This window comes from Pseudomonas sp. PvP089 (assembly GCF_017875165.1).
GTDB lineage: Bacteria > Pseudomonadota > Gammaproteobacteria > Pseudomonadales > Pseudomonadaceae > Aquipseudomonas > Aquipseudomonas fortuita.
On record NZ_JAGGME010000001.1, the window covers coordinates 4,864,676 to 4,886,477 of the forward strand.

The 21,802-nt window shown below is 60.1% G+C and carries 18 protein-coding genes; 4 read left to right on the forward strand and 14 right to left on the reverse strand.

The features are described from left to right. Positions 1 to 64: 64 nt before the first annotated feature. Together J3A71_RS22225 and J3A71_RS22230 are read right to left on the reverse strand one after the other, a co-directional pair. Positions 65 to 2,005, reverse strand: coding sequence for a methyl-accepting chemotaxis protein (locus J3A71_RS22225; protein ID WP_096425735.1), 1,941 nt, complete (start codon positions 2,003 to 2,005; stop codon positions 65 to 67). Positions 2,006 to 2,208: 203 nt separating this feature from the next. Further along, positions 2,209 to 2,970: an SDR family oxidoreductase gene (locus J3A71_RS22230; protein WP_096425734.1), complete on the reverse strand. Its 762-nt coding sequence runs from the start codon at positions 2,968 to 2,970 to the stop codon at positions 2,209 to 2,211. Positions 2,971 to 3,145: 175 nt separating this feature from the next. Between J3A71_RS22230 and J3A71_RS22235 the strand changes: the two genes are divergently transcribed. Next, entirely contained in the window at positions 3,146 to 4,147 is a 1,002-nt protein-coding gene (locus tag J3A71_RS22235) for an NADP-dependent oxidoreductase (protein WP_023047774.1), read from the forward strand. A gap of 196 nt (positions 4,148 to 4,343) precedes the next feature. Here J3A71_RS22235 and pyrF read toward each other — a convergent pair whose 3' ends face one another. After that, positions 4,344 to 5,045 (reverse strand): orotidine-5'-phosphate decarboxylase, encoded by a 702-nt coding sequence (gene pyrF, locus J3A71_RS22240; protein ID WP_016485403.1) that lies wholly within the window; start codon positions 5,043 to 5,045, stop codon positions 4,344 to 4,346. A 183-nt stretch (positions 5,046 to 5,228) separates the two neighbouring features. Here pyrF and J3A71_RS22245 point away from each other — a divergent pair, with 183 nt between their 5' ends. Beyond that, positions 5,229 to 5,396: a DUF2897 family protein gene (locus tag J3A71_RS22245; protein ID WP_016485402.1), complete on the forward strand. Its 168-nt coding sequence runs from the start codon at positions 5,229 to 5,231 to the stop codon at positions 5,394 to 5,396. A 54-nt stretch (positions 5,397 to 5,450) separates the two neighbouring features. On the opposite strand, the gene J3A71_RS22250 is transcribed toward J3A71_RS22245, so the two are convergent. Continuing rightward, positions 5,451 to 5,786, reverse strand: coding sequence for a ComEA family DNA-binding protein (locus J3A71_RS22250; protein ID WP_096425732.1), 336 nt, complete (start codon positions 5,784 to 5,786; stop codon positions 5,451 to 5,453). Positions 5,787 to 6,212: 426 nt separating this feature from the next. On the opposite strand from J3A71_RS22250, the gene wecB reads away from it, so the two are divergent. Further along, positions 6,213 to 7,355: a UDP-N-acetylglucosamine 2-epimerase (non-hydrolyzing) gene (gene wecB, locus J3A71_RS22255; protein WP_096425731.1), complete on the forward strand. Its 1,143-nt coding sequence runs from the start codon at positions 6,213 to 6,215 to the stop codon at positions 7,353 to 7,355. A gap of 65 nt (positions 7,356 to 7,420) precedes the next feature. Here wecB and pgi read toward each other — a convergent pair whose 3' ends face one another. Further along, positions 7,421 to 9,085, reverse strand: a complete 1,665-nt coding sequence (gene pgi / locus J3A71_RS22260; protein ID WP_096425730.1) for a glucose-6-phosphate isomerase — start codon at positions 9,083 to 9,085, stop codon at positions 7,421 to 7,423. A gap of 512 nt (positions 9,086 to 9,597) precedes the next feature. Between pgi and J3A71_RS22265 the strand changes: the two genes are divergently transcribed. Further along, on the forward strand, positions 9,598 to 10,209 hold the full coding sequence (locus tag J3A71_RS22265; protein ID WP_231995318.1) for a lipopolysaccharide kinase InaA family protein: 612 nt from the start codon (positions 9,598 to 9,600) through the stop codon (positions 10,207 to 10,209). A gap of 109 nt (positions 10,210 to 10,318) precedes the next feature. Here the strand turns inward: J3A71_RS22265 and J3A71_RS22270 are convergent, their stop codons facing one another. The 9 genes from J3A71_RS22270 to J3A71_RS22310 all read right to left on the reverse strand — a co-directional run bounded on the left by J3A71_RS22270 (position 10,319) and on the right by J3A71_RS22310 (position 21,794). Beyond that, complete coding sequence (locus tag J3A71_RS22270) at positions 10,319 to 12,337, reverse strand: nucleoside-diphosphate sugar epimerase/dehydratase (protein ID WP_016485397.1); 2,019 nt, start codon at positions 12,335 to 12,337, stop codon at positions 10,319 to 10,321. A gap of 105 nt (positions 12,338 to 12,442) precedes the next feature. Next, entirely contained in the window at positions 12,443 to 13,447 is a 1,005-nt protein-coding gene (locus J3A71_RS22275; RefSeq protein ID WP_016485396.1) for a glycosyltransferase family 4 protein, read from the reverse strand. After that, complete coding sequence (locus J3A71_RS22280) at positions 13,444 to 14,415, reverse strand: SDR family oxidoreductase (protein WP_095117097.1); 972 nt, start codon at positions 14,413 to 14,415, stop codon at positions 13,444 to 13,446. The genes J3A71_RS22275 and J3A71_RS22280 overlap by 4 nt, the downstream gene beginning before the upstream one ends. Before the next feature lie 71 nt (positions 14,416 to 14,486). Next, the gene (locus J3A71_RS22285) at positions 14,487 to 15,596 is read right to left on the reverse strand and encodes a glycosyltransferase family 4 protein (protein ID WP_095117095.1); all 1,110 of its coding nucleotides are present in this window, start codon (positions 15,594 to 15,596) and stop codon (positions 14,487 to 14,489) included. Next, positions 15,593 to 16,735 (reverse strand): glycosyltransferase family 1 protein, encoded by a 1,143-nt coding sequence (locus J3A71_RS22290; protein WP_209953276.1) that lies wholly within the window; start codon positions 16,733 to 16,735, stop codon positions 15,593 to 15,595. Before J3A71_RS22290 ends, J3A71_RS22285 begins: the two co-directional genes overlap by 4 nt. Beyond that, complete coding sequence (locus J3A71_RS22295; protein WP_095117091.1) at positions 16,732 to 17,628, reverse strand: GDP-mannose 4,6-dehydratase; 897 nt, start codon at positions 17,626 to 17,628, stop codon at positions 16,732 to 16,734. Before J3A71_RS22295 ends, J3A71_RS22290 begins: the two co-directional genes overlap by 4 nt. Beyond that, a complete protein-coding gene (gene gmd, locus J3A71_RS22300) occupies positions 17,628 to 18,659 on the reverse strand; it encodes a GDP-mannose 4,6-dehydratase (protein ID WP_016485391.1) in 1,032 nt (343 codons plus the stop codon). The genes J3A71_RS22295 and gmd overlap by 1 nt, the downstream gene beginning before the upstream one ends. Before the next feature lie 397 nt (positions 18,660 to 19,056). Then, a complete protein-coding gene (locus tag J3A71_RS22305; RefSeq protein ID WP_209953279.1) occupies positions 19,057 to 20,472 on the reverse strand; it encodes a TolC family outer membrane protein in 1,416 nt (471 codons plus the stop codon). Then, positions 20,469 to 21,794, reverse strand: coding sequence for an HlyD family type I secretion periplasmic adaptor subunit (locus J3A71_RS22310; RefSeq protein WP_023047784.1), 1,326 nt, complete (start codon positions 21,792 to 21,794; stop codon positions 20,469 to 20,471). Before J3A71_RS22310 ends, J3A71_RS22305 begins: the two co-directional genes overlap by 4 nt. Positions 21,795 to 21,802 lie beyond the last annotated feature (8 nt).

The following is a 21,802-nucleotide window of genomic DNA, read 5'->3' on the forward strand; positions in this document are numbered from 1 at the left end:
GGGAGCGGCCCTTTCGCGACACAAGGCCGCTCCCACAAAGACCGTATTCACAAAGCCTGCTGAATCACAACCTGAAATGCCCCACCATCCCCTTCAAATCAATGCCTAACTGCGCCAGTTCCACACTCGACCGGGCATTGTCCTGCATTGCTAGCGCCGCCTGATCCGCACTGCCGCGAATCTGCGTGACACTGCGGCTGATCTCTTCCGCCACCGAGCTCTGCTGCTCGGCCGCCGCAGCAATCTGCTGGTTCATCTGCTGGATCAACGAAACCGCAGCAGCAATGCTGCCCAGCGCGCTCTCGGTGTGCAGCGCATCGGCCACCGCCAACCGCACCAGCTCGGTGCTGCCACGGATCTGCGCCACCGACTGCTGGGCATTGCCGCGCAGGCTGGCAACCAGTGCCTCGATCTGCTCGGTAGACTGCCGGGTACGCCGCGCCAACGCACGCACCTCATCGGCCACCACGGCAAAACCACGCCCCTGCTCGCCAGCGCGGGCGGCCTCGATGGCGGCATTCAGCGCCAGCAGGTTGGTCTGCTCGGCCACGCTTTTGATCACTTCGAGCACGTCGCCGATGGTGTGGATTTCGGCACTGAGGCTGTCGATGCCGGCGCTGGCCGTTTCCGCTGCCGACGCCAACTGCTCGATGCGCTGCATGCTCTGACGCACCACCTGCTGCCCCGAGCCGACCTTGTCGTCCGCCGCCTGGGCGGCCTGCGCCGCTTGCTCGGCATTGCGCGCCACATCGTGCACAGTGGCCGTCATCTGCTGCATGGCAGTGGCCACCTGCTCGGTTTCCTCCTTCTGGCTGCCCACCTCACGGTTGGTCTGCTCGGTCACGGCCGACAACGCCTGGGCGCTGCCAGCCAGTTGTTCGATACCTTGCTGCAACCCACTGACAATGCCCGACAGGCCCGCCGCCATCTGCTGCATGGCCTGCATCAACTGCCCCACCTCGTCGCGCCGCGGTGGCTGGGCGTCAAAGCCAAGCTCGCCAGCCGCAATGCGCTGGGCGCGGCCGATGACATGCTTGAGCGGGCCGACGACCGCGCGAGTGATCAGCCAGGCAGCCAGTACACCCACCAGCAGCGCCAAGGCAGTGGCCAAGGCAATGGCCACAGCATTGCGTTGCAGCTCGGCCTGCAGGGCCTGCTGCTGGGTCAGGTAGGCCTGGTCGACCCTCCCGGTGACCTGCTCGGCACTGGCCTGCAACTGGGCTTTGAGCCCCTGCTCATGGGCCAGCTGGTCGGTATATTCATTGAGTTTTTCCGAGAAGCTGCCAATGTGCCCCGCCACTTCGCCCAGCACGCTCTGGTAGCCGGCATCACTGACCGTGCCCTGCAACTGACCAACCAGGCTGGCAGCCTCCACTGTCTGGGCAATGCGCGCCTGGCTCACGCCCTCTTCGCCCTTGCGGCTTTTTTCCAGGCGTACGCGCGCTTCGTCCATGGCCTGCAACATCAGCCGCGATACCTGTGCCACCTGCGCAGCCTGCTCAAGAAACTCGCCCCCCTGCTGGCCCTGGGACTGCTTGAGGGTATAGACGCCGTCATCGGCCAGGCCGGCCTGCAGCACATCAAGGTTATTGGCAACGCTGGACACCGACCAGCTGGCCATGTCCAGCGCCAGCTCCTTGGCCTGCACCGCGGCTACGAAAGCCTCGAACGCCTGGCCGTAGGCCGCCAGGTCAGTTTCTGCGGCCACCAACGCCGGCAGGCCACGGGCGCGCTCGGCCAAGCCCTGCAGGCCACTGCGCAAGGCCTCGGCCTGCTGAATATCGGAGCGCAGGGCAAATGCCTGCTCATGCTGACGCAAGCGCAGCAGGTCGGTATTGAACTGTGCCAGTTGGCGCAAACTGTCGAAGCGCTGGCCAACGCTGGCCAGCGCGGCGATGCCGATGGCCGCCACCGCCAGGGTCAGCACCAGCACCAAGGCAAAGCCCAGGCCGAGTTTGCGGGCCATGCCCAGGTTGGCCAGCACACCGTGCTTGCTCGCGCCCATCGCCGATTCCCCTTCTGCGTGCGAGGTGATCCCGAAGGCCAAGGGTGGCAACGTTGCCCGCCGATGAACAAGGGCCTGGCGTCAGAATAGTGTCAAATAGCTATGAGCGTGTCGTTTTCAGCTTGGCAGAGGTCGCCCTGCATACCGGTTAGGGGCCTCGACCCGCGAATACTGCCCAGAGGCGACATGGGTGCGCACCTGGCTCAGATCGCCGTAGCCCCGCCATCCACCGTCAGGCAATGCCCGGTGGTAAACGCTGCGCCGTCGCTGCACAGGTACAGCACGGCGCTGGCAATTTCCTCGACCTTGCCAATGCGACCTACCGGGTGCATGGCGGCGGCGAACTCGGCTTTGCGTGGGTCTGCCTCGTAGGCGCGGCGGAACATGTCGGTATCGATTACCGCCGGGCACACGGCATTCACACGGATGCCCTTCTTGGCGTATTCGATGGCCGCCGACTTGGTCAGGCCTATCACTGCGTGCTTGGAGGCGCTGTAAATACTCATCTTTGGCGCCGCACCCAGCCCCGCCACCGACGCGGTATTGACGATCGCCCCACCGCCTTGGGCCAGCAGCAAGGGCAGCTGGTACTTCATGCACAGCCACACGCCCTTCACGTTAACGCCCATGATGGCATCGAACTCCGCCTCACTGCCTTCGGCCAGGCGGTGTTGCTCAATCTCGATGCCGGCGTTGTTGTAGGCATAGTCCAGCCGGCCGAATGCAGCGATCAGGCGCTCGTGCAACTGGCGCACCTCGGCGTCGCGGGTAACGTCACAGGCGATGAACAAGGCCTCGCCACCTGCGGCCTGAATCTGCGCCACCGTCGCCTCGCCACCCAGCGGGTCGAGGTCGGCCACCACCACCTTCAGGCCCTCATGGGCGAACGCCAGGGCCGTCGCCCGGCCTATGCCGGCAGCGCCGCCGGTGACCAGCGCTACCTGGCCGGAAAAGGTCATGCTCATTGCGTGCTCCTCAGGGGATGGTGGGTTTCAGAGCATAGTCAGACACCGCCAGGCCGGGCAGCATCATCACACCAACGGTTGAGCTACCATGCTTGTCAGTGATGTTAGGGACCTGCCTACATCAACAAGGTAGATTGAACACCTATCATCTTCCATTGCCCACAAGGACCCCGCCATGACCCAGACCAACCGCCGCTTCCTGCTTGCCAAACGCCCGGTCGGCGCAGTGCGCCGTGACGACTTCACCTTCGAAAGCGTACCCGCCGAACAACCTGGCGAAGGCCAGGTGCTGGTGCGCAACCTGTACCTGTCGCTGGACCCCGCCATGCGCGGCTGGATGAACGAAGGCAAGTCCTACATCCCCCCCGTGGCCCTGGGTCAGGTCATGCGTGCGCTGGGCGTGGGCGAAGTGGTTGCGTCCAACCACCCGGCGTTCAAGCCGGGCGACCACGTCAGTGGCGCCCTTGGCGTGCAAGACTACTTCACCGGCGAGCCCCAGGGCCTGCACAAGATCGACCCCAACCTGGCGCCCCTGCCCCGCTACCTGTCGGCACTGGGCATGACCGGCATGACCGCCTACTTCGCCCTGCTGGAAGTTGGCCAACCCAAGGCCGGCGAAACCGTGGTCATCTCCGGCGCTGCCGGTGCGGTGGGCAGCATTGTCGGGCAAATTGCCAAGGTCAAAGGCTGCCGCGTGGTCGGCATTGCCGGCGGGGCCGAGAAGTGCCAGTACCTGAAAGATGAACTGGGCTTTGATGGGGTCATCGACTACAAGGCCGAAGACGTGCTGGCCGGCTTGAAGCGCGAATGCCCCAAAGGTGTGGACGTTTACTTTGACAACGTGGGCGGCGACATCCTCGATGCCGTGCTGACGCGCATCAACTTCAAGGCCCGCATCGTGATTTGCGGTGCGATCAGCCAGTACAACAACAAGGAAGCGGTAAAAGGCCCGGCCAACTACCTGTCGCTGCTGGTGAACCGTGCACGCATGGAAGGGTTTGTGGTGATGGACCATGCCAAGGACTACGGCAAGGCCGCGCTGGAGATGGCCGGCTGGCTGGCCAGTGGGCAGGTGAAGAGCAAGGAGGATGTGGTGGAGGGGCTGGAGACGTTCCCCGAGACGTTGCTGAAGCTGTTCAGTGGGGAGAATTTTGGCAAGTTGGTGCTGAAGGTGTGACGTTGTGAGTTGCGTTTGGGGCTGAAAGCGCATGCCTTGAGGGGTTTAGCGCCTGTGAGATCGAGCGCCGCGCGGGCGGCGCTCGATCTCACAGGCAAAGAAAATGCCCTGCCGGACCTTCCAGCCATCACACCTCATCCAGCCCGAAAAAAAAGCCAGCACACGCGTGCTGGCCTTTTTCATTACCGGGGGCTATTTACCCACGAATCTGCGCCACCACCGCAGCCAGCGCCTGGGCCGGGTCTGTGGCCTGGCTGATCGGTCGGCCGATCACCAGGTAATCCGAACCCGCATCCAGCGCCTGGCGCGGGGTAAGGATACGGCGCTGGTCATCCTGCGCGCTGCCCGCAGGGCGAATGCCCGGGGTTACCAGCTGCAGCGACGGGTGCGCCGCCTTCAACGCCGGGGCCTCCAGCGCCGAACACACCAAACCGTCCATGCCCGCCTTTTGCGCCAGCGCCGCCAGGCGCAATACCTGCTCTTGCGGGTCGACATCCAGGCCAATACCGGCCAGGTCTTCGCGCTCCATGCTGGTCAGCACGGTCACGCCAATCAGCAATGGCTGCTGGCCGCTGCGCTTGTCCAGCACTTCACGGCAGGCGGCCATCATGCGCAGGCCACCGGAGCAATGCACGTTCACCATCCACACACCCATCTCGGCAGCAGCTTTTACAGCCATTGCCGTGGTGTTGGGGATGTCGTGGAACTTGAGGTCCAGGAACACTTCGAAGCCCTTGTCGCACAGGGTTTCGACAATGCCCGAAGCGCTGCTGGTGAACAGCTCCTTGCCAACCTTCACCCGGCACAGCGCGGGGTCAAGCTGGTCAGCCAGCTTCAGGGCGGCCTCACGGGTAGGGTAATCCAGGGCGACGATCAGGGGCGTCTGGCAGGCGGACATGGGCAGGGTCTCTTGGCAAGTCGAAAACGGCGCGCATTGTAAACGAAGTGACGCAGGCTTTGGGGCCCATGGATCACGGAATTGGCCCAGCGGCGGCTGGCTTCTATAATTGAACCAACGGAACGGGTTAATGCTCAAATTTCGTACAAGCACTGCACACCCCCCCGCTTAAGGAGTATGACAATGCCCTGGTATGCCTGGCTGATCCTCATCATAGCCCTCGGCTCCATCGTCGGCGGGCTGATGATGCTGCGCGATACGGCAAAAAAACTGCCACTGACTGACGAGCAACTGCGCAAGGTGCATGAGCGCAATGCCGAAGCGGACGCAAAGGACAACCAAGACCGCTGACGCACCAGGCGCTTGATTGAGGGCCAGGGCGACAAGCCCCAGCCCCCTCTCCCCTTACTCCACCATCACTTTGTCCCGGTTACGCTCCAGCAACGCGTTTCCGATCCCCTTGATCTCCAGCAATTCATCCACCGAAGCGAACGGCCCATTAGCCTCACGGTAGGCGACGATGGCCTCGGCCTTGGCTTTCCCTATCCCGTTCAACTCCTTCTGCAACGTCAGCGCATCAGCCTTGTTCAGGTCAAGCCGTGGCGCCTGCTGGGTCGGCATTTGGGCCACCACCGGTACCGGCTCGGGCACCGCCGTGGCGCTGGTAGGCGCCGCGCTAAGGGAGAAAGACAGGCTGGCGAACAGCGGCAGCAGCAGGTACGACAGAACGTTGTTGCGCATTGAAGAACACTCCTTGGGTTGGTCATTTTCCAGCAGCCGTTTTCCTTCGGCTGCGCAACAAACCCTAGTGCCTGCCCCCGCAGCAAAACAGCCCCCAACAGTGGCGAATGGTTACAGAAACTGTCTGCAATGGGCTCAACGTCATCTACCCAAAAAAGCCGTCAGCACGCCCACACCAGCCGTGCCCCATTTTTTATAGGCGTTTCGCTAAATTTACAGCCAGATTCTCGTTGGTCAGATACGGGCTGCCGACCTGCACCAGGCCATTCTCCTACAGCACCCGCCGCTCATGGCCCGCCTCTCAGGCAACCTGTCGCCGGCCCGCAAATCTCCTCGGCATGGCTGGCACCCTGCCAGCCTGCTGCTAGATTTGTTCAACACGGAAAACCGGTTTGCTTAAAGGACCCAAGCAAGAGGACCACCGCTGTGCCTCTCAAGACCCTCATCGTGTTCGGTACCCGCCCAGAAGCCATCAAGATGGCCCCCTTGGCCCTTCAGCTTGCTAACGACTCCCGCTTCGAGTCACGCGTGTGCGTTACTGGCCAGCATCGGCAAATGCTCGACCAGGTGCTGAAACTGTTCGAGATCAGCCCCGAGTACGACTTGAACATCATGCAACCCGGCCAGGACCTGACTGGCGTAACCACCGCGATTTTGCATGGCATCAAACCCATACTGGCTGAATTCAAGCCCGACATGGTGCTGGTGCACGGCGACACGGCCACCACCTTTGCCACCAGCCTGGCGGCGTACTACCAACAAATCCCGATCGCCCACGTTGAGGCCGGCCTGCGCACCCATAACCTGTATTCGCCCTGGCCCGAGGAGGGCAACCGGCGCCTGACCGGTGCGCTAGCCGCACTGCACTTCGCCCCTACCGCCATCTCGCACGATAATTTGCTGCGCGAAGGCATCGACCACGCCAGTGTTTTCATCACCGGCAATACAGTGATCGATGCCTTGCTGCAAGTGGTGCGCAAACTTGAGGTGCCAACACTGAGGGCTCAATTCGAGCACATGTTCCAATACCTTGCGGCTGATCGGCAGATGGTATTGATTACAGGCCACAGGCGAGAGAACTTTGGTGATGGCTTTGACCGCATTTGCCAGGCCCTGGTGCAAACCGCGCGGCAGTTCCCTGAGGTAGACATGGTGTACCCGGTGCACCTTAACCCTAACGTACGTGAGCCGGTAACGCGGTTGCTGGCGGACGTGAGCAACATCCACCTGATCGAGCCGCTGGACTACTTGCCGTTCGTTTATCTGATGACCCGTGCATACGTGATACTCACCGACTCCGGCGGTATTCAGGAGGAAGCACCAGCGCTGGGCAAACCCGTGCTGGTGATGCGCGATACCACAGAGCGGCCGGAGGCGGTAGCGGCGGGGACCGTGAAACTGGTCGGCACGCAGGTTGACGTCATAGTCGGGGAGCTGGCCAGGTTGCTGACGGATGAGCGCGCCTACCGTCAAATGAGCGTGGCGCAGAACCCCTATGGCGATGGCAAGGCATGTGACCGCATAGTTCAAGCGCTAGCCAGTTTTTGTATGAGCTTGAAAAGCGCATAGCCAGCCGTTCCAGGCAGCGAAGGGGGCTATTGCGTAGCCCCCTGCCGAGCAAGTTGGCTGACGGATCAACCGCGATGCCTACCCCGGAAGTAATCGATCAGCCCCTGGGTGGAGCCGTCTTCGGCGCTGTCTTCCAGGGTGCCAACCAGGCGTTGGTACACACCCTTGCCCAGCTCTTTGCCCAGCTCCACGCCCCACTGGTCAAAGGCGTTGATGCCCCAGATGACGCTCTGCACGAACACCTTGTGCTCATACATTGCCACCAGCGCGCCGAGGCGGCGTGGGCTGATGCGCTCCACTACCAGGGTGTTGCTAGGGCGGTTGCCCGGGATCACCTTGTGCGGGGCCAGCTTCTCGATGTCCGCTTCGTTCAGGCCTTTGCTGCGCAGTTCGGCCTCGGCTTCTTCACGTGTCTTGCCCTGCATCAGCGCCTGGCTCTGCGACAGGCAGTTGGCGTACAGCCACTGATGATGGTCGGCCACCGGGTTGAAGCTCACGACCGGCACGATGAAGTCGGCCGGAATCAGCTGGGTGCCCTGGTGCAACAACTGGTGGTAGGCATGCTGGCCGTTACAGCCGACGCCGCCCCAGATCACCGGGCCGGTGGCGGTTTTCACCGGGGCGCCGTCCTGCAGCACGCTCTTGCCGTTGGACTCCATGTCCAGCTGCTGCAGGTGCTTGGTAATGTTGCGCAGGTAGTGGTCGTACGGCAGGATCGCGTGGCTGCTCGCGCCCCAGAAATTGCCATACCACACACCCAGCAGGGCCAGCAGCACCGGCATGTTCTTGTCGAACGGCGCGGTCTGGAAGTGCTGGTCCATGGTGTGGGCACCTGACAGCAGCTCCTTGAAGTTGGCGGTGCCGATGGCCAGGGCAATGGGCAGGCCGATGGCCGACCATAGCGAATAGCGCCCACCCACCCAGTCCCACATCGGGAAGATGTTCTCTTCGCGAATGCCGAACGCCACTGCGGCGGCCTTGTTGCTGGAAACCGCGATGAAATGGCGGTACAGCTCGGCTTCCGAGCCGCCCTGGGCCAGGTACCAGGTACGCGCAGCCATGGCGTTTTTCAGGGTCTCGAGGGTGTTGAACGACTTCGACGAGACGATGAACAGGGTGGTTTCGGCGCGCAGGTTGGCCGAGAGCTCGTGGAATTCACTGCCGTCGATGTTCGCCAGGTAGTGGCAGCGTACGCCACGCTGAGCGTAAGGCAGTAGCGCTTCGGAAACCAGCTCGGGGCCAAGGAACGAGCCACCGATGCCAATGTTGACCACGTCGGTGATCGGCGTCTCGTTGTAGCCGCGCCACTGGCCACAATGGATGCGCCCGACCAGTTCAGTGATTTGGTTGAGCACCTTGTGCACTTCCGGCATGACGTCCACGCCGTTGACGCTGAGCTTGTCGCCCACCGGCCGGCGCAGGGCGGTGTGCAGCACCGGGCGGCCTTCGGAAGCGTTGATGATTTCGCCGCTGAACATCGACTTGATGGCGCCCTGCAGGCCCACTTCGTTGGCCAGGTTCACCAGCAGGTCGCGGCTTTGTTCGGTGATCAGGTTTTTCGAGTAGTCGAGGAACAGGCCGCAGCAGCTCAGGGAGAACTGGTCAAAGCGTTGGGCATCGGCGGCGAAGGCTTCGCGCATGCTGAAGCCTTGCATGGCTTTGCGATGTTCATTCAGCGCCTGCCAGGCGGGCATGCGCGTTACATCATGGGGGTTACGGTAATACGACATTGCAACTCGGTTCCTTCATGTACATCGTTCCTTGAATAGCCCCACTGCAGCGGGGCCTGGGTAGCAGCAACTGTTTGGCCCCTGAACTGAAAGACTGCTTGGTGCTTGCGTGCCCATGTAAAGCAACCTGGCATTGTATGTGCTGCTAATAGCCGGTTGCCAGCCATGAAGGTGACTTCTCCCGCTCATCGTGCAGAATTGTAAAAAAGTGTACGGAATAAGGCAGAGAAATGTATCATTGGATCCATTAGGCTGATGGCATTTTGATTCCATAAGGATGTGACGTGGTAGGCGATCCCCGGGTTTGGCAAAACGAGTACCCCCATGTTGTGCGTTATCGTGATGCCACCCTGCATTTTCAAACCGTCCTCCCCAGCCATACCCGGCAAGCTATCGAGCAGTTGGTGGAACAGACGCCAACCGCCAAACGCGTGAGTGCGCCGCTCCCGTGTAGCGCCAGCAAGCTTTTTGCCAAACGCGAAAAGCTCGACTCACTGAAAAAAAAATGGCGCATGCAACGTGGTAACCCAAAGCGCAACGGGATGTACGACTGGCCCATTGAAGAGCTGATTAACACGCGTGAAGCGGCCAAGCGAGGCGCCCGGGTACCGGGGCTGATCGGTTATGGATACACCAGCTCGAAACTTGGGCTGATCCAGGACTTTTTCCTGATTACCGAGTTGCTGCACGATCACGTCGACGGGTTGAGCAAAGCCCGTGAGGCGCCCGCAGCAGTGAGCGCCGTGATAGAGGCTACCTTCGAGCTGCTGCATGCATTGCACCGCCGAGGCATTACGCATATGGACCTGTGGGTTGCCAATGTCATGCTGCCCCAACAGGGTAAAGCTCGCGCCATCGACCTGGAAAACTGCTTCTTCGGCCAAACGGATTACCCGGATGAAATCCTGGGCTTCCAGTTTGGTTTTATCTACTTCCGAGAGATTTATCGGTACATCACCGAAGCGGACTATGACAGCGCGGTAGAGCAGGCGCTGGCCACGTATTTCCCGAACATTGGTCGCGCGGGTTTCGACCGCATTTATGCATTGGCCAAGCATCAGGAGGTGGGGCGCCTGGAGCGGCGTGACATCTTCAACAACGGCGTACTGCAGAGCCGTTGGTAGGGCCAGAGCGGGTTTAAGCTGTAGCGACGAACTTGCCCCAGGGCAGCGGTTAATCAATCAAGGCGGTTATGCGGCCATCGCCGGCAAGCGGGCCGCATTAGCTGCCGCCCTATCGGTCCAACAGCCCTTGGCGCCGCTGCAGATACACCCAATCCACAATTTCTCCCTGAGGCGAGTAACCACTGACCAGTTCTCGCAACAACTGTCGCACACGGGTGAAGTCATCGTCGGCAACCGCAGCCAGCAACTGGGTCAGCCGCTCACGCAGAAAATCCCACGCCAGGAAATCTTCGTTGGCGGCCATGATCATCGGGTGGGCTGTGGGCGATACGTCATCGCCGATAAGCAACTCTTCGTAGAGCTTTTCACCGGGGCGTAGCCCCGTGAAGTCGATGGCGATATCGCCCTGCGGGTTGCCCTGGCTGCGCACACTCAGCCCCGAGAGGTGGATCATTTTTTCGGCCAGCTCGACAATGCGTACTGGCTCACCCATATCCAGCACGAACACATCGCCGCCCTGCCCCATGGCACCTGCCTGCACCACCAGTTGGGCAGCTTCGGGGATGGTCATGAAGTAACGGGTAATTTTCGGGTGAGTTACCGTCAACGGCCCACCCGCCTTGATCTGCTTGTGAAACAGCGGAATCACCGACCCGGAAGAGCCCAGAACGTTGCCAAAGCGCACCATGGTGAACCGGGTCTTGTTCACCCGGGCAATCTTGCTGCTGTCTCCATACATCACCGGTGCCGCCTCGCGGCTCAGCGCCTGCAGGATGAGCTCGGACAACCGCTTGGTGCTGCCCATGACATTGGTCGGCCGCACGGCTTTGTCGGTGGAAATGAGCACGAAGTTGGCGACACCGGTCTGCAGTGCTGCCTGGGCAGTACACAACGTGCCATAAACATTGTTGAGAATACCTTCGGCGATGTTGTGCTCGACCATCGGCACATGCTTGTAGGCTGCCGCATGGTAGACCGTATCGACGCGCCAGGTGGCCATTACATCAACCAGGTGCTGCTGATTGCGAACCGAGCCCAGAATCGGCAACAGCCTGACCGATAGCGACTCACGCAAGATGCGCTGTTCCAACTCACTCAAAATGCTGTAAAGGTTGAATTCACTGTGATCGAACAACAGTAGCGTGGTAGGCCCCAGCCCGATGATCTGGCGGCACAGCTCGGCACCTATGGAGCCCCCCGCCCCGGTGACCAACACGGTTTGCTTGTAGATGCAGCGCTCAAGCAGCCCTTCCTGGGCGGGAACCGGGTCACGCCCCAGCAGATCGGCGATGTCTACGTCCTGAATGTCATCCACTTTTACCCGGCCACTGGCCAGGTCGGCGAAAGCTGGCACGCTCCGTACGTGCAATGGGTAAGGCTCAAGGAAAGAAAGAATTTCCTTTCGTCTTGCGCGTGAGGCCGAGGGTAGCGCCAGAAGAATTTCTTGAGCCCCCGTTTCCTTGATCATCTGTTGCAAATGCTTGGGCTTGTAGACTTGCAAACCCGAAATGACACGGTTGGCAAGGTCGCTATCGTCATCGATAAACGCCACGGGCCGCATCACCCGCCCCATTCGCAGCGCAGCCAGCAGCTGATTGCCTGCCGTACCCGCTCCGTAGATAGCTACTTTGATCAGGCCGTCATCGCGGTTGGCAAACGGAATCTGATGAGCCCCGGTGAACCAGTCACCCAGGAAATACTGCCGCATGATCAGGCGCAAACCGCCGATGATGACCATGCTCAACCACCAGTAATTGAAAATGATCGACCGCGGCACAACAACCTGATGGTTACTGTACCAATACACCACCACCGCCAGAATGAGCGATGACAGTGTCACAGCCTTGATGATGGTGACGAGGGCATCATTGCCAAAATAGCGCATCACTGCCCGGTACATGCCAAACCGTATAAACAACGGGATGGCCACCGCAGGAGCAGCCACGAACAGCCAGGCGTGCGTGACGATGGGGTTGTACATTTCATCGAGGCCCAAGCGCACGATAAAGGACAGCCACAACGCGAACCAGATCAGCGAGATGTCCGTACACACCTGAATGAGCCGTTTCTGACGCCGGGACAGATTGACCAGATACTGGCGCATTCTGTCTTTCTTCTCGTCGCTCATTCGGCACTCCTCAGCGCAAAAGAACCTCGTTTGAATGACCTGAGCGCTGGCCGGCCATACCACGGCGTTAGCAGCTCTCTACGATGGCTTCCTTGCCCGCCCATCCTATTCCTTTTTCCCTGCATGGTAGGTGACCGCCAAGACTATGAGAGGCACATAAGCGACCAGGGTTCCCGTGGCGCCATCAACCTTGAAGAGCACCACCGCCAGCGCTATTGGCAACAGCCAAGCGAGGTTGATCGCCGCCACCGCCAGGCTTACAGGCCGATGGCTGCCGTGGTGGCGCGAAGCATACTGATAGGCATGACTACGATGCGCTTCGTAAACCTTTTCACCGCGCAACAGGCGACGCCCCAGGGTAAATGTGGCGTCGACTACAAACACACCCAAAAGTATTAACCACCCCCAGAATAATAGCGGGTTTACCGAACCCGCCATCAATGCCAGCAAACCCAGCACGATGCCGAGGAAGCCACTGCCTGCATCGCCCATGAAGATGCGGGCGGGCGGGAAGTTCCAGCACAGGAAGCCAACCACGGACGCCGCCAGTAATAGCGGCAGCCATGCAGCCTGAGCATGGCCGCTAACCCAGTAAAGCAAGGCCCCGCCCAGACATACGCAAATGGCCTCAATACTGGCAAGGCCATCGATGCCGTCCATGAAGTTGTAAAGGTTGAGCAGCCACACCAGATACAGTACCCCTATGATGCTGCTTAACCAGACCGGCCCCAGCGCCAGGCCGAAGACAGAAAGAGGCGGCATCCCGCCAAGCCAGGCAAGCCCCCATCCGGCCGCTGCGAAATGCCCCAGCAAACGCCACCGTGCAGCGATGTGCCCGTGGTCATCCATGAAGCCGATCAGGGCAACCAGCCCCCCCGCACCCAGCAAGCTGACCAGCTGTACCGGAGCGATGGACCCGGCCCAAGCCAGGCCAAGCATGGCAACCAGCATCGCCACCACGAATGACAGGCCACCACCACGGGGGGTTGGCAAGGTATGCGAGCTACGAGCATTGGGGATATCCAGCAGGCTGCGCGACAGCGCATAGCGGCGCAATACTGCGGTCATACACCAGGACGCGACGCCTGCCACGACGATCAGCCATATCATACGCGGCGGTTTTCCAGAAAAGATCGAGCGGCCATGTTCAGTCCTTGCTCCAACGTGTAAGGGGGGCGCCAGCCGAGCAGTTGCCGGTTTTTATCGATGTCCACCTGCAGCGAGCCGAGCAAGCGCTGGGCAAGGTCCTGTCGGCCAATCAGCCGGGCTGCCCAGTGCAACAGGGCTGAGGACACAGGCAAAAGCCGGGCGGGCCTGCCCAGTGCACGGCCAAGCGCACGCAACAGATACGCCAGCGAGACATCTTCGCCGTCACTGGCCAGGAAGGTTTGGTTAGCGGCGCCCGGGTGGTCGATGCAAGTGATGATCAAATCGACCAGATTTGCCAGCGACACCAGGCTGCGACGGTTATCAACCGCGCCGAAAGGCAGGGGCAAGCCCCGTTGCACGCAGCGCATCATGCTGCGGAAATTGGCTTTGACACCTGGCCCGTAAACCAGCACCGGGCGGATGACTACAACCTCCATGCCGGTAGCTGCCGCCAGTTGGCGCAACCCCTGCTCCGCTTCATGCTTGGACACGCCGTAAGCATCCTGAGGTGCCGGTGCGTCGTCGGCGCACAGGGGCCGGCCGGGTTGACTCGCCTCACCATTGACCTTGACCGAACTGATGAAAATAAAACGCCGCACACCAGCTGCCGCTGCCTGGCGGGCCAGGTTGAGGGTGCCCTCGACATTGATCCGACGGAACTCGGCCAAACTATCGGCGGCGGTTTCTTTCATCACATGCACCCGGGCTGCGGCATGCACCACAACGCTGACACCTGCCAGTGCCGGTGCCCAATCGGTGGTGGCAGCCAGGTCGCTTACCGTCACAACCTGAACGCCCGTGGTATCTCCGCGGCCAGTGCCACGCAAAGCCGCACGGGTTGCGAAGCTACCCATCGTTGCCAGCCGACTACAGACTGCGCTGCCGACAAAACCGCTGGCGCCTGTAACAAGAATGGTGCGTCGTTCCATGAAATCAGATCTCAATTTACCCAAGTGCCGCCAAGGCTGAACGGCAGCGTAGCCCATCGGGTGGGTAACGCTTACAACAGGCTACGGTAGAGGCCGGCATACGCACTGGCCATTGCCGATGCGGTAAATACTTCCTCGTAACGCTGCAGTGCCTTGGCGCCCATGGCTTGCGCCAACGTCGGGTCATCCCACAAGCGTTGCATGGCCTGAGCCAGCGCTGCAGCGTCACGCGGCGGCACCACAAGACCGGTCTCGCCAGCCAAATTGATGAAGGTGGTACCAGAACCCATTTCACAGGAAATCAACGGTTTGCCATACATCGCCGCTTCCAGCAGTGAGATGCCGAATGACTCGGAGCGCAGGTGGGACGGGAAGGCAAATGCATAGCACAGCTCAAGCAACGCTGCCTTGTCGTCATCTCCAAGGCCACCCAGGAACTGTACGTTGCCAAGGCCCTTCTGCTGCGCCTGCGCCTTGAGCTGCGCCTCAAGAAAGCCGCCGCCCATGATCACCACCGGCAACCGATTGATGTGCGCGGCTTCCAGTAGATAATCCAGCCCTTTGTAATAGCGCAGGGCCCCTACGAAGAGGAAGAAGCGCTCGCCCAGACGTGCACGCCAATAAGCCAGTTTTTCAACCGACGCCTTGGGATAGGTGCCACGGTCGAGACCGTAGGGAATAATTTCGACCTTGTCCTTGAACCGCGTCAGCACTGGGCTGTGCGCAGCATAGTTGGGCGAGGATGCTACTATCCGGTCAACGCTGGCAAAAAACCGGTTCATCAACGGCTGATATAGCTTCAATAGCCACTTCTGCTTGACGATGTCGGAATGGTAGCTGACCACCGTGGGCTTGTTCAGCCGCGCCAGGAAATGCACCAGGTCCATGTAGGGCCAAGGGAAATGGTAATGCACAATGTCAGCCTGGGCGGCCAACTCGGCAAAGTCCTTCATGGCCGACAACGAAAAGCCGGTCGAGGCCACATGCAAATCAAGCTTGGATCGGTGCGTTACATGATTGCCCACTGTTTCATTGCGCGCAGCGCCGCGCGGGCTCAGGTAAAGCACCTCGGGTTGCACGCCATGGGCCTGAGTACCTTCTGCAATCTGAAAAATGACTTGCTCGATACCCCCCATGGAGTCGGGGTAATACGTTTTAAAAAAATGCAGGACCTTGATCATCGTTCCCTGACCGATTTATAGACCTCGATGGTTGCCTGTGCACAGCGCTCCCAAGAGAACCCCCCGGCATGCTGCAACCCCTGCTGCACCGCAGTTGCGCGCCAGGTTTCGTCTTCCAGGCCCTGGCACAACAATGCAGTCAGGCCCTCCACGTCGTCGGGCGAGCACATCAACGCCGCCGGCCCTGCAACTTCCGGCAGCGAAGAACTGTTGGAACACACCACAGGCACCCCTGAGCTCATGGCCTCGAGTACGGGCAAGCCAAACCCTTCATAATGGGATGGGAAGGTGAACAGCCGTGCTCCGGCAAACAGCAGGGGCAAGTCTTCGCTAGCAACAAAACCGAGATAGCGCGCCCAGCCTTGCTGTTGTGCCTGGGCAATGCGGCCGTGGATCGCCTCGCTGCGCCAGCCATGGTAGCCCGTAAGGATCAGCGGCCAGCGCTGGCGCAATGCAAGAGGCAACCGACCGTAAGCATCCAGCAGGGTCTCGATATTCTTGCACGGCTCAATGGTGCCGACGAACAGGCTATAGCCACCCGGCTCAAGGCCATGACGCGACAGCGCTTCGCGCAACGCTTCATACGGACGGGGGTGGAACTCTGGCGAGCTGGCCAACGGAACGCTGTGAATACGCTCAAGCGGCCAGGCAAAATAGTCCGCCAATTCCTGTCGGGTATAGCTCGAATCGGTGATCAGCGCATCTGCACGCTCAAGTGTCAGCTTGAGCTCCTTCTGCAAATAGCGGGCAATTTGCGGCGCGTGGCAATGCGCCCAGGTGAAGGGCGACAAGTCGTGGAATGTCGCCACGGTACGGCCGGCGAACTTTGGCAGGTAGTAATTGGGGCTGTGATAGATGAAGTCATCATGGCCACGCAACGCACGCTCACGCAAATACGGCATCAAGCGCCGATAGGCCTCCACTGCCAGCGCATTTTTTTGCACCAGACGCTTCAAGCCATGCACGGCATCCGATTTATCGGTAGCCTCAGGCAGCGCCTGCAAGAATCTGCGCCCGGCGAACAAGCGCAACTCTTCTAGTTCGCTGCTTTGTTGCAGGCGGGAAGCCAGCTCGTAGGTGTAGCGCCCGATACCGGTAAGAGGGAAGCGCACCGGCTCGACAGAAAGGATGAGCTTCATTTACCAGCAAGCATCCATCCCAAGGTGTCATCCAGCGAGGGTGTTTGCCAGCCGGGCACCAGCCCTTTCAGCAAACTGTTATCACCGCACAGGGTCTTGACCTCATTGGCGCGAACAAATGCCGGGTTAACCTGTACTTCGATGGAATGCCCAGTGATGGCGGAACATTTGCCAATAACTTCACGCAGCGAGTGGGTAGAGCCCGAGCTTACATTGACCACCTGCCCCAACGGGCGCGCCTCGATCAGGCCACGATATGCCCGCACGACTGCACGTACGTCACTGAAGTCCCGCCAGACATCGAGATTGCCCAGCTCGATGGTGTCAGCCTTGCGGCGGAAGTGCGAAACGATCTTGGGCAGCAGGAAGTTTTCTGCCTGCCCAACACCGGTGTAATTGAAAGGACGCGTGATGACGATAGGCAACCGGTCACACCACAGCCGCGCCATGTATTCCATGGCCAGTTTGCTGACCGCGTAATCATTGGCGGGCGCCGGTGGGGTCTGTTCGCCCAGCATCCCTTCGGAAACGTTGCCATACACGTTGGCACTGCTGGCAATCAACACACATTCTGGTGTTTTGCCGCAGGCTGCAATGGCTTCGAGCAGGTTCCGTGTGCCTATCAGGTTGACTTGATAGAACGCATCGGCGGCACCATGCCCGACAAAAGCTATGGCAGCCAGATGCACGACGACATCTGGCTGCAGTTCGGCCAGCAACGCGCGCAGGCCCGGCCCATCGGTCAGATCGGCCTGACGATAGTCGGGGGCCTGCAAAGGCTGGCTCCCAGTCCCGAACACTTCGTAGCCACTGGCCCGCAATTCGGCCGCCATGTAACGGCCGGTGAACCCGTGAATACCTGTAATCAGCGCGCGTTTACTGGCCATTTGCATCAGAACGAGAACCCTTTTTCGTTACGACGCAGGTCGGCTTCGACCATCATGCGGCACAGCTCTTCCAGGCTGGTTTTCGGTTCCCAACCCAGCACTTGCTTGGCCTTGTCAGGGTTGCCGATCAGCAGCTCGACTTCGGCCGGGCGGTAGAATTTCGGGTTGATGACAACCAGTACCTTGCCGCTGGCTGCGCAGGTACCCTGCTCTGCCTCGTCCTTGCCGCTCCAGTTGATTTCGATGCCGGCAGCCTTGAACGCCATGGACACGAAGTCACGTACGGTTTCGGTGCGGTTGGTGGCAAGCACGAAGGTATCAGGCTGTTCAGCTTGCAGCATGCGCCACATGCCTTCGACGTACTCTTTGGCAAAGCCCCAGTCGCGCTTGGCATCGAGGTTGCCCAGCTCCAGCTTGTCCAGCAGGCCCAGCTTGATCTTGGCCACCGAGTCGGTGATCTTGCGGGTCACGAACTCACGGCCGCGCAGTGGCGACTCATGGTTGAACAGGATGCCGCTGGTGGCAAAGATGTTATACGACTCACGGTAGTTGATGGTCATCCAGTGAGCGTACAGCTTGGCCACGCCGTAAGGGCTACGCGGGTAGAACGGGGTGGTCTCGACCTGTGGAATTTCCTGGACCTTGCCGAACATTTCCGAAGTCGACGCTTGATAGAAACGTGCCTTCGGATTGACGATACGAATGGCCTCAAGCAGGTTCACAGCACCCAGGCCGGTGATTTCGGCGGTGGTCAGTGGCTGTTCGAACGATACGCCAACAAAGCTCTGTGCAGCGAGGTTGTACACCTCGGTGGCTTCCGTGGTTTGCAGCAGGCGAATGCTGGCCGACAGGTCGGTGAGGTCGTACTCGACCAGGTGCAGGTTAGGGTTGGTGTGAATACCCAACTCCTCGATGCGCCAGAAGTTAACCGAGCTGGTACGACGATAGGTGCCATAGACTGTATAGCCCTTTTCCAGCAGCAGTTCCGCCAGGTAGGCGCCGTCTTGACCAGTGATCCCAGTAACGATTGCTTTCATGCGACTTAACCAACTCCGATAGTGCCGTGCGGGCATGTGTTAATAGGTTTGACGCGGGCAGTTCCAGCCACGCATTTTCGGTTCCATGCCGAAGTATACATAGGTCGTACGCACTACTCGACTTACAAAGTACTGGCGCGACACACGCTGGCAGCTATGAGCTCGCCTGGAACGACCCAGGGCCGGTCAGGCGCCGCAGAATGGCGTAGGCGCCATGGAGGGGAGCATAAGTTCCACGGCCCAAAGCCGCCACAACAAAACGTGTAGGAATATTCCGAATCGGACGACTGTTGCTTGCCCGCCCCTGGCTATGGAGGCGGGGAAGATATCGAGCGCAATGGGGGGGCGCTCGATTGGGCAGACGCTGCAACACCCCGGTTGAAGGCCCGCAGCCCGATCAGCTGCGAGCGTCCACCCGCGGAACATCGCCACCCGGCAAGCTGGTTTCCGGCACCGGGCTCAGCCACACATTGACGTTATCCACACTTTCCTGATTCAGCTCCCCCGCCCAACGGTTGAGCAGGAACAGGTTGGTGATGAAGTCGTACTGCGTCTTCAACAGATCGCGGCGCGCCTTGAATTCGTTCTGCACGGCAGTGAGCACATCCACGGCATTGACCACACCGAAGGTGAACGCCTTCTGCGCCGCAACGCTGGACTGCTGCGCCGATGACAGCGCATTGCGGTTAGCGCGAATCTTCTCGACCGCAGCCTGCGCAGTCAGATAGGCGGTGGTGGTTTCCTTGACCACCTGACGCCGTACGCCTTCCAGCTGTTCCTCGGCGGCCAGCTGGTCATCGTAGAGGCCACGCACCCGCGCGGAGGTAGAACCACCGCTGTAGATCGGGATTTTTACCCCTATAGAGGCCACATAGCTCTCACTGCGCGGCGTCTGGGTGTTGTCGTAGCCTTGGTCGTTCTGCTGCGCACTCAAACTCAACCCCAGCTGCGGGTAGTGCTCACCTTTACCCTCACGCACCGCCGCATTGGCCGCCTCCGCCCCACTTTGATAAGACTTGAGCAAAGGGTTGGTTTCAATAGCTTGGGTTACCCAGTTCTGCAAAGGCCGGGTGGGAGCTTGCAATGCTACATCGTTGCGCACTCGGCTGAGTGGCTCGGTAATCGGCCGGCCGACGATTTCGGCCAACGCTTCGCGACTTACTTGCACCTGATTACGCGCTTCGACTTCTTGCGCAAGCAAAAAGTCCACCCGAGCCTGCATATCGAGCTTGTCGGTGATCTTAGCCATTTGCCGATCGAACATGCTGCTGACGCGGTCGAGGTTTTTCTGGGTTGCGCGGCGCTCCGCCTGCACCAATTCCAGCTCATCGTCGGCGGCAAGCGCTACAAAGTAGCGCTTCGCCAAGTCGACGGTAGCTTCTGCAAGCGCATCTTCAGCCTCATGACCCTTCTGATCTTTTACGCTTTTGGACTTCTGGTAACGCTCCCACGCCGGCTTGTTGTACAGGTACTGGGTGAGGCTGAGCGAGTAAGTTTCAGTATTGTAAAGGTCGCGACTAATCTCGTTCTCGCGCAGGATGCGGCTTGAGTTGGCGTTGGCCGACACCTGTGGCAACAAGCTACCGAGCGCTGCCCGCTGCTGCTCGCTGGCAGAGCGCGCGCGCGCGTAAGCGGCGAGGACCCGTGGGTCCTCCAGGCGCGCTTCACGGTACAACCCCGCCAGGTCCAACGTGTACGTGGATGCCGAAACCCCTTTCGGCTGCTCACCTACCGCCCCCTGCCCTTCCACGGCCACCGCCTGCCAGGCGACCATGCACATCATTAATCCAGGTAGCAAACGCAGCACAATCATTCCTCGATCAGCGATTCAGCGAACATGTTGCGCGCCGGCTTCAACAGGTACTGCAGCATGGTGCGGTCGCCTGCGTTGATGAGGACCTCGGCTGGCATGCCAGGTTGCAGCTTGCGGTTGCCGAGTTTTTTCATGCCGTCTTCGGTGACTTTGACGCGGACCAGGTAGTACTGGTCGCCCGAACGCTCATCGACCAGGCTGTCAGCCGAAATGCGGGTCAACTTGCCTTCGATGACCGGGGTGGTGGCCTGGTTGAACGCGGAGAAGCGAACGTCCGCAGTCTTGCCCAGCTCAAGCCGGTCAATGTCTCGCGTGGCCACTTTGGCTTCCACCACAAGCTCCGACTGAGCTGGCACGATATCCAGCAAAGGTGTGGCAGCGCTGACCACGCCACCAATGGTGTGCACTTTCATGTCCAGAACCATGCCGCTTTCCGGTGCACGGATCACCACACGGGAGAGCCTGTCACGCAGCGCCGCTTCCTTTTCCTGCAGATCGAACACTTGGGCTTGGACGTCGGACAGCTCTTTGGCCACGTCAGCATCGAACTTCTTCTTCAACTGCACGATCTGCAGCTCGGTCTCCCCGATCTGCAGCTTGGTCTTGGTAATGCTTGACTGGTGGTCAGCCACTTCAGTCTTCAGCATGTCGAGCTTGCGCTCCTGCTCCAGCAAACGCTGGTTGTCGACAAAGCCCTCGGCCAACAGCTCTTTCAGCTGTTTGATTTCGCCGGAGTACGACTTGTTCAGGCCTGCTTTGGTGCGGATCATGTCGTTCAGACCGGCGATCTGCTGCTGCATTTGCTGGATCCGCTCACGGTTGACCGAGATCTCACCCTGCAAAGAATCGTGGCGGGCCTTGAACACCTGCTGCTCGCCGGCCAACGCTTCTTGCGCTCGGTCAGAATCGGTACCCTCCATCGTCACTGGCGGGATCGAACCCAAGCCGTCACGCTCTGCACGGAGACGTGCCTCTTTATAACGTGCGACAATCAATTGGTTTCGAGTGGACTCATACTCCGCGCTCAGCTGCGACTCATCCAGTACAATCAGCGGGTCACCCTTCTGTACCAGATCGCCATCACGGGCATGAAGCTCTTTGACGATGCCACCCTCCAAATGCTGCACGGTCTTGCGGTAATTCTGCACGGTTACCACACCGGTGCCGTGCACGGCATTGCTCAGAGGCGCGAAAGCCGCCCAAGTACCAAAAATACCGAACGTTACAAAAACGATGGTCAGCCCGATGCGGCGAATACCGCGATCCGATGTAGGCATGTCATCGAAGTTGTGGTCGAACGTTGTGATCGCTTTACTGCTCATCTAGAAAT

Coding starts and splice junctions, on each gene's coding strand:
- J3A71_RS22295 (WP_095117091.1), bottom strand. CDS start 17,628: ATGCAAATGGCCAGTAAACGCGCGCTGATTACAGGTATTCACGGGTTC.
- J3A71_RS22235 (WP_023047774.1), top strand. CDS start 3,146: ATGACCCAGACCAACCGCCGCTTCCTGCTTGCCAAACGCCCGGTCGGC.
- J3A71_RS22280 (WP_095117097.1), bottom strand. CDS start 14,415: ATGGAACGACGCACCATTCTTGTTACAGGCGCCAGCGGTTTTGTCGGC.
- gmd (WP_016485391.1), bottom strand. CDS start 18,659: ATGAAAGCAATCGTTACTGGGATCACTGGTCAAGACGGCGCCTACCTG.
- J3A71_RS22225 (WP_096425735.1), bottom strand. CDS start 2,005: ATGGGCGCGAGCAAGCACGGTGTGCTGGCCAACCTGGGCATGGCCCGC.
- J3A71_RS22230 (WP_096425734.1), bottom strand. CDS start 2,970: ATGAGCATGACCTTTTCCGGCCAGGTAGCGCTGGTCACCGGCGGCGCT.
- J3A71_RS22290 (WP_209953276.1), bottom strand. CDS start 16,735: ATGAAGCTCATCCTTTCTGTCGAGCCGGTGCGCTTCCCTCTTACCGGT.
- J3A71_RS22270 (WP_016485397.1), bottom strand. CDS start 12,337: ATGAGCGACGAGAAGAAAGACAGAATGCGCCAGTATCTGGTCAATCTG.
- J3A71_RS22265 (WP_231995318.1), top strand. CDS start 9,598: ATGCAACGTGGTAACCCAAAGCGCAACGGGATGTACGACTGGCCCATT.
- pyrF (WP_016485403.1), bottom strand. CDS start 5,045: ATGTCCGCCTGCCAGACGCCCCTGATCGTCGCCCTGGATTACCCTACC.
- J3A71_RS22305 (WP_209953279.1), bottom strand. CDS start 20,472: ATGATTGTGCTGCGTTTGCTACCTGGATTAATGATGTGCATGGTCGCC.
- J3A71_RS22245 (WP_016485402.1), top strand. CDS start 5,229: ATGCCCTGGTATGCCTGGCTGATCCTCATCATAGCCCTCGGCTCCATC.
- J3A71_RS22285 (WP_095117095.1), bottom strand. CDS start 15,596: ATGATCAAGGTCCTGCATTTTTTTAAAACGTATTACCCCGACTCCATG.
- pgi (WP_096425730.1), bottom strand. CDS start 9,085: ATGTCGTATTACCGTAACCCCCATGATGTAACGCGCATGCCCGCCTGG.
- J3A71_RS22250 (WP_096425732.1), bottom strand. CDS start 5,786: ATGCGCAACAACGTTCTGTCGTACCTGCTGCTGCCGCTGTTCGCCAGC.
- J3A71_RS22310 (WP_023047784.1), bottom strand. CDS start 21,794: ATGAGCAGTAAAGCGATCACAACGTTCGACCACAACTTCGATGACATG.
- J3A71_RS22275 (WP_016485396.1), bottom strand. CDS start 13,447: ATGATATGGCTGATCGTCGTGGCAGGCGTCGCGTCCTGGTGTATGACC.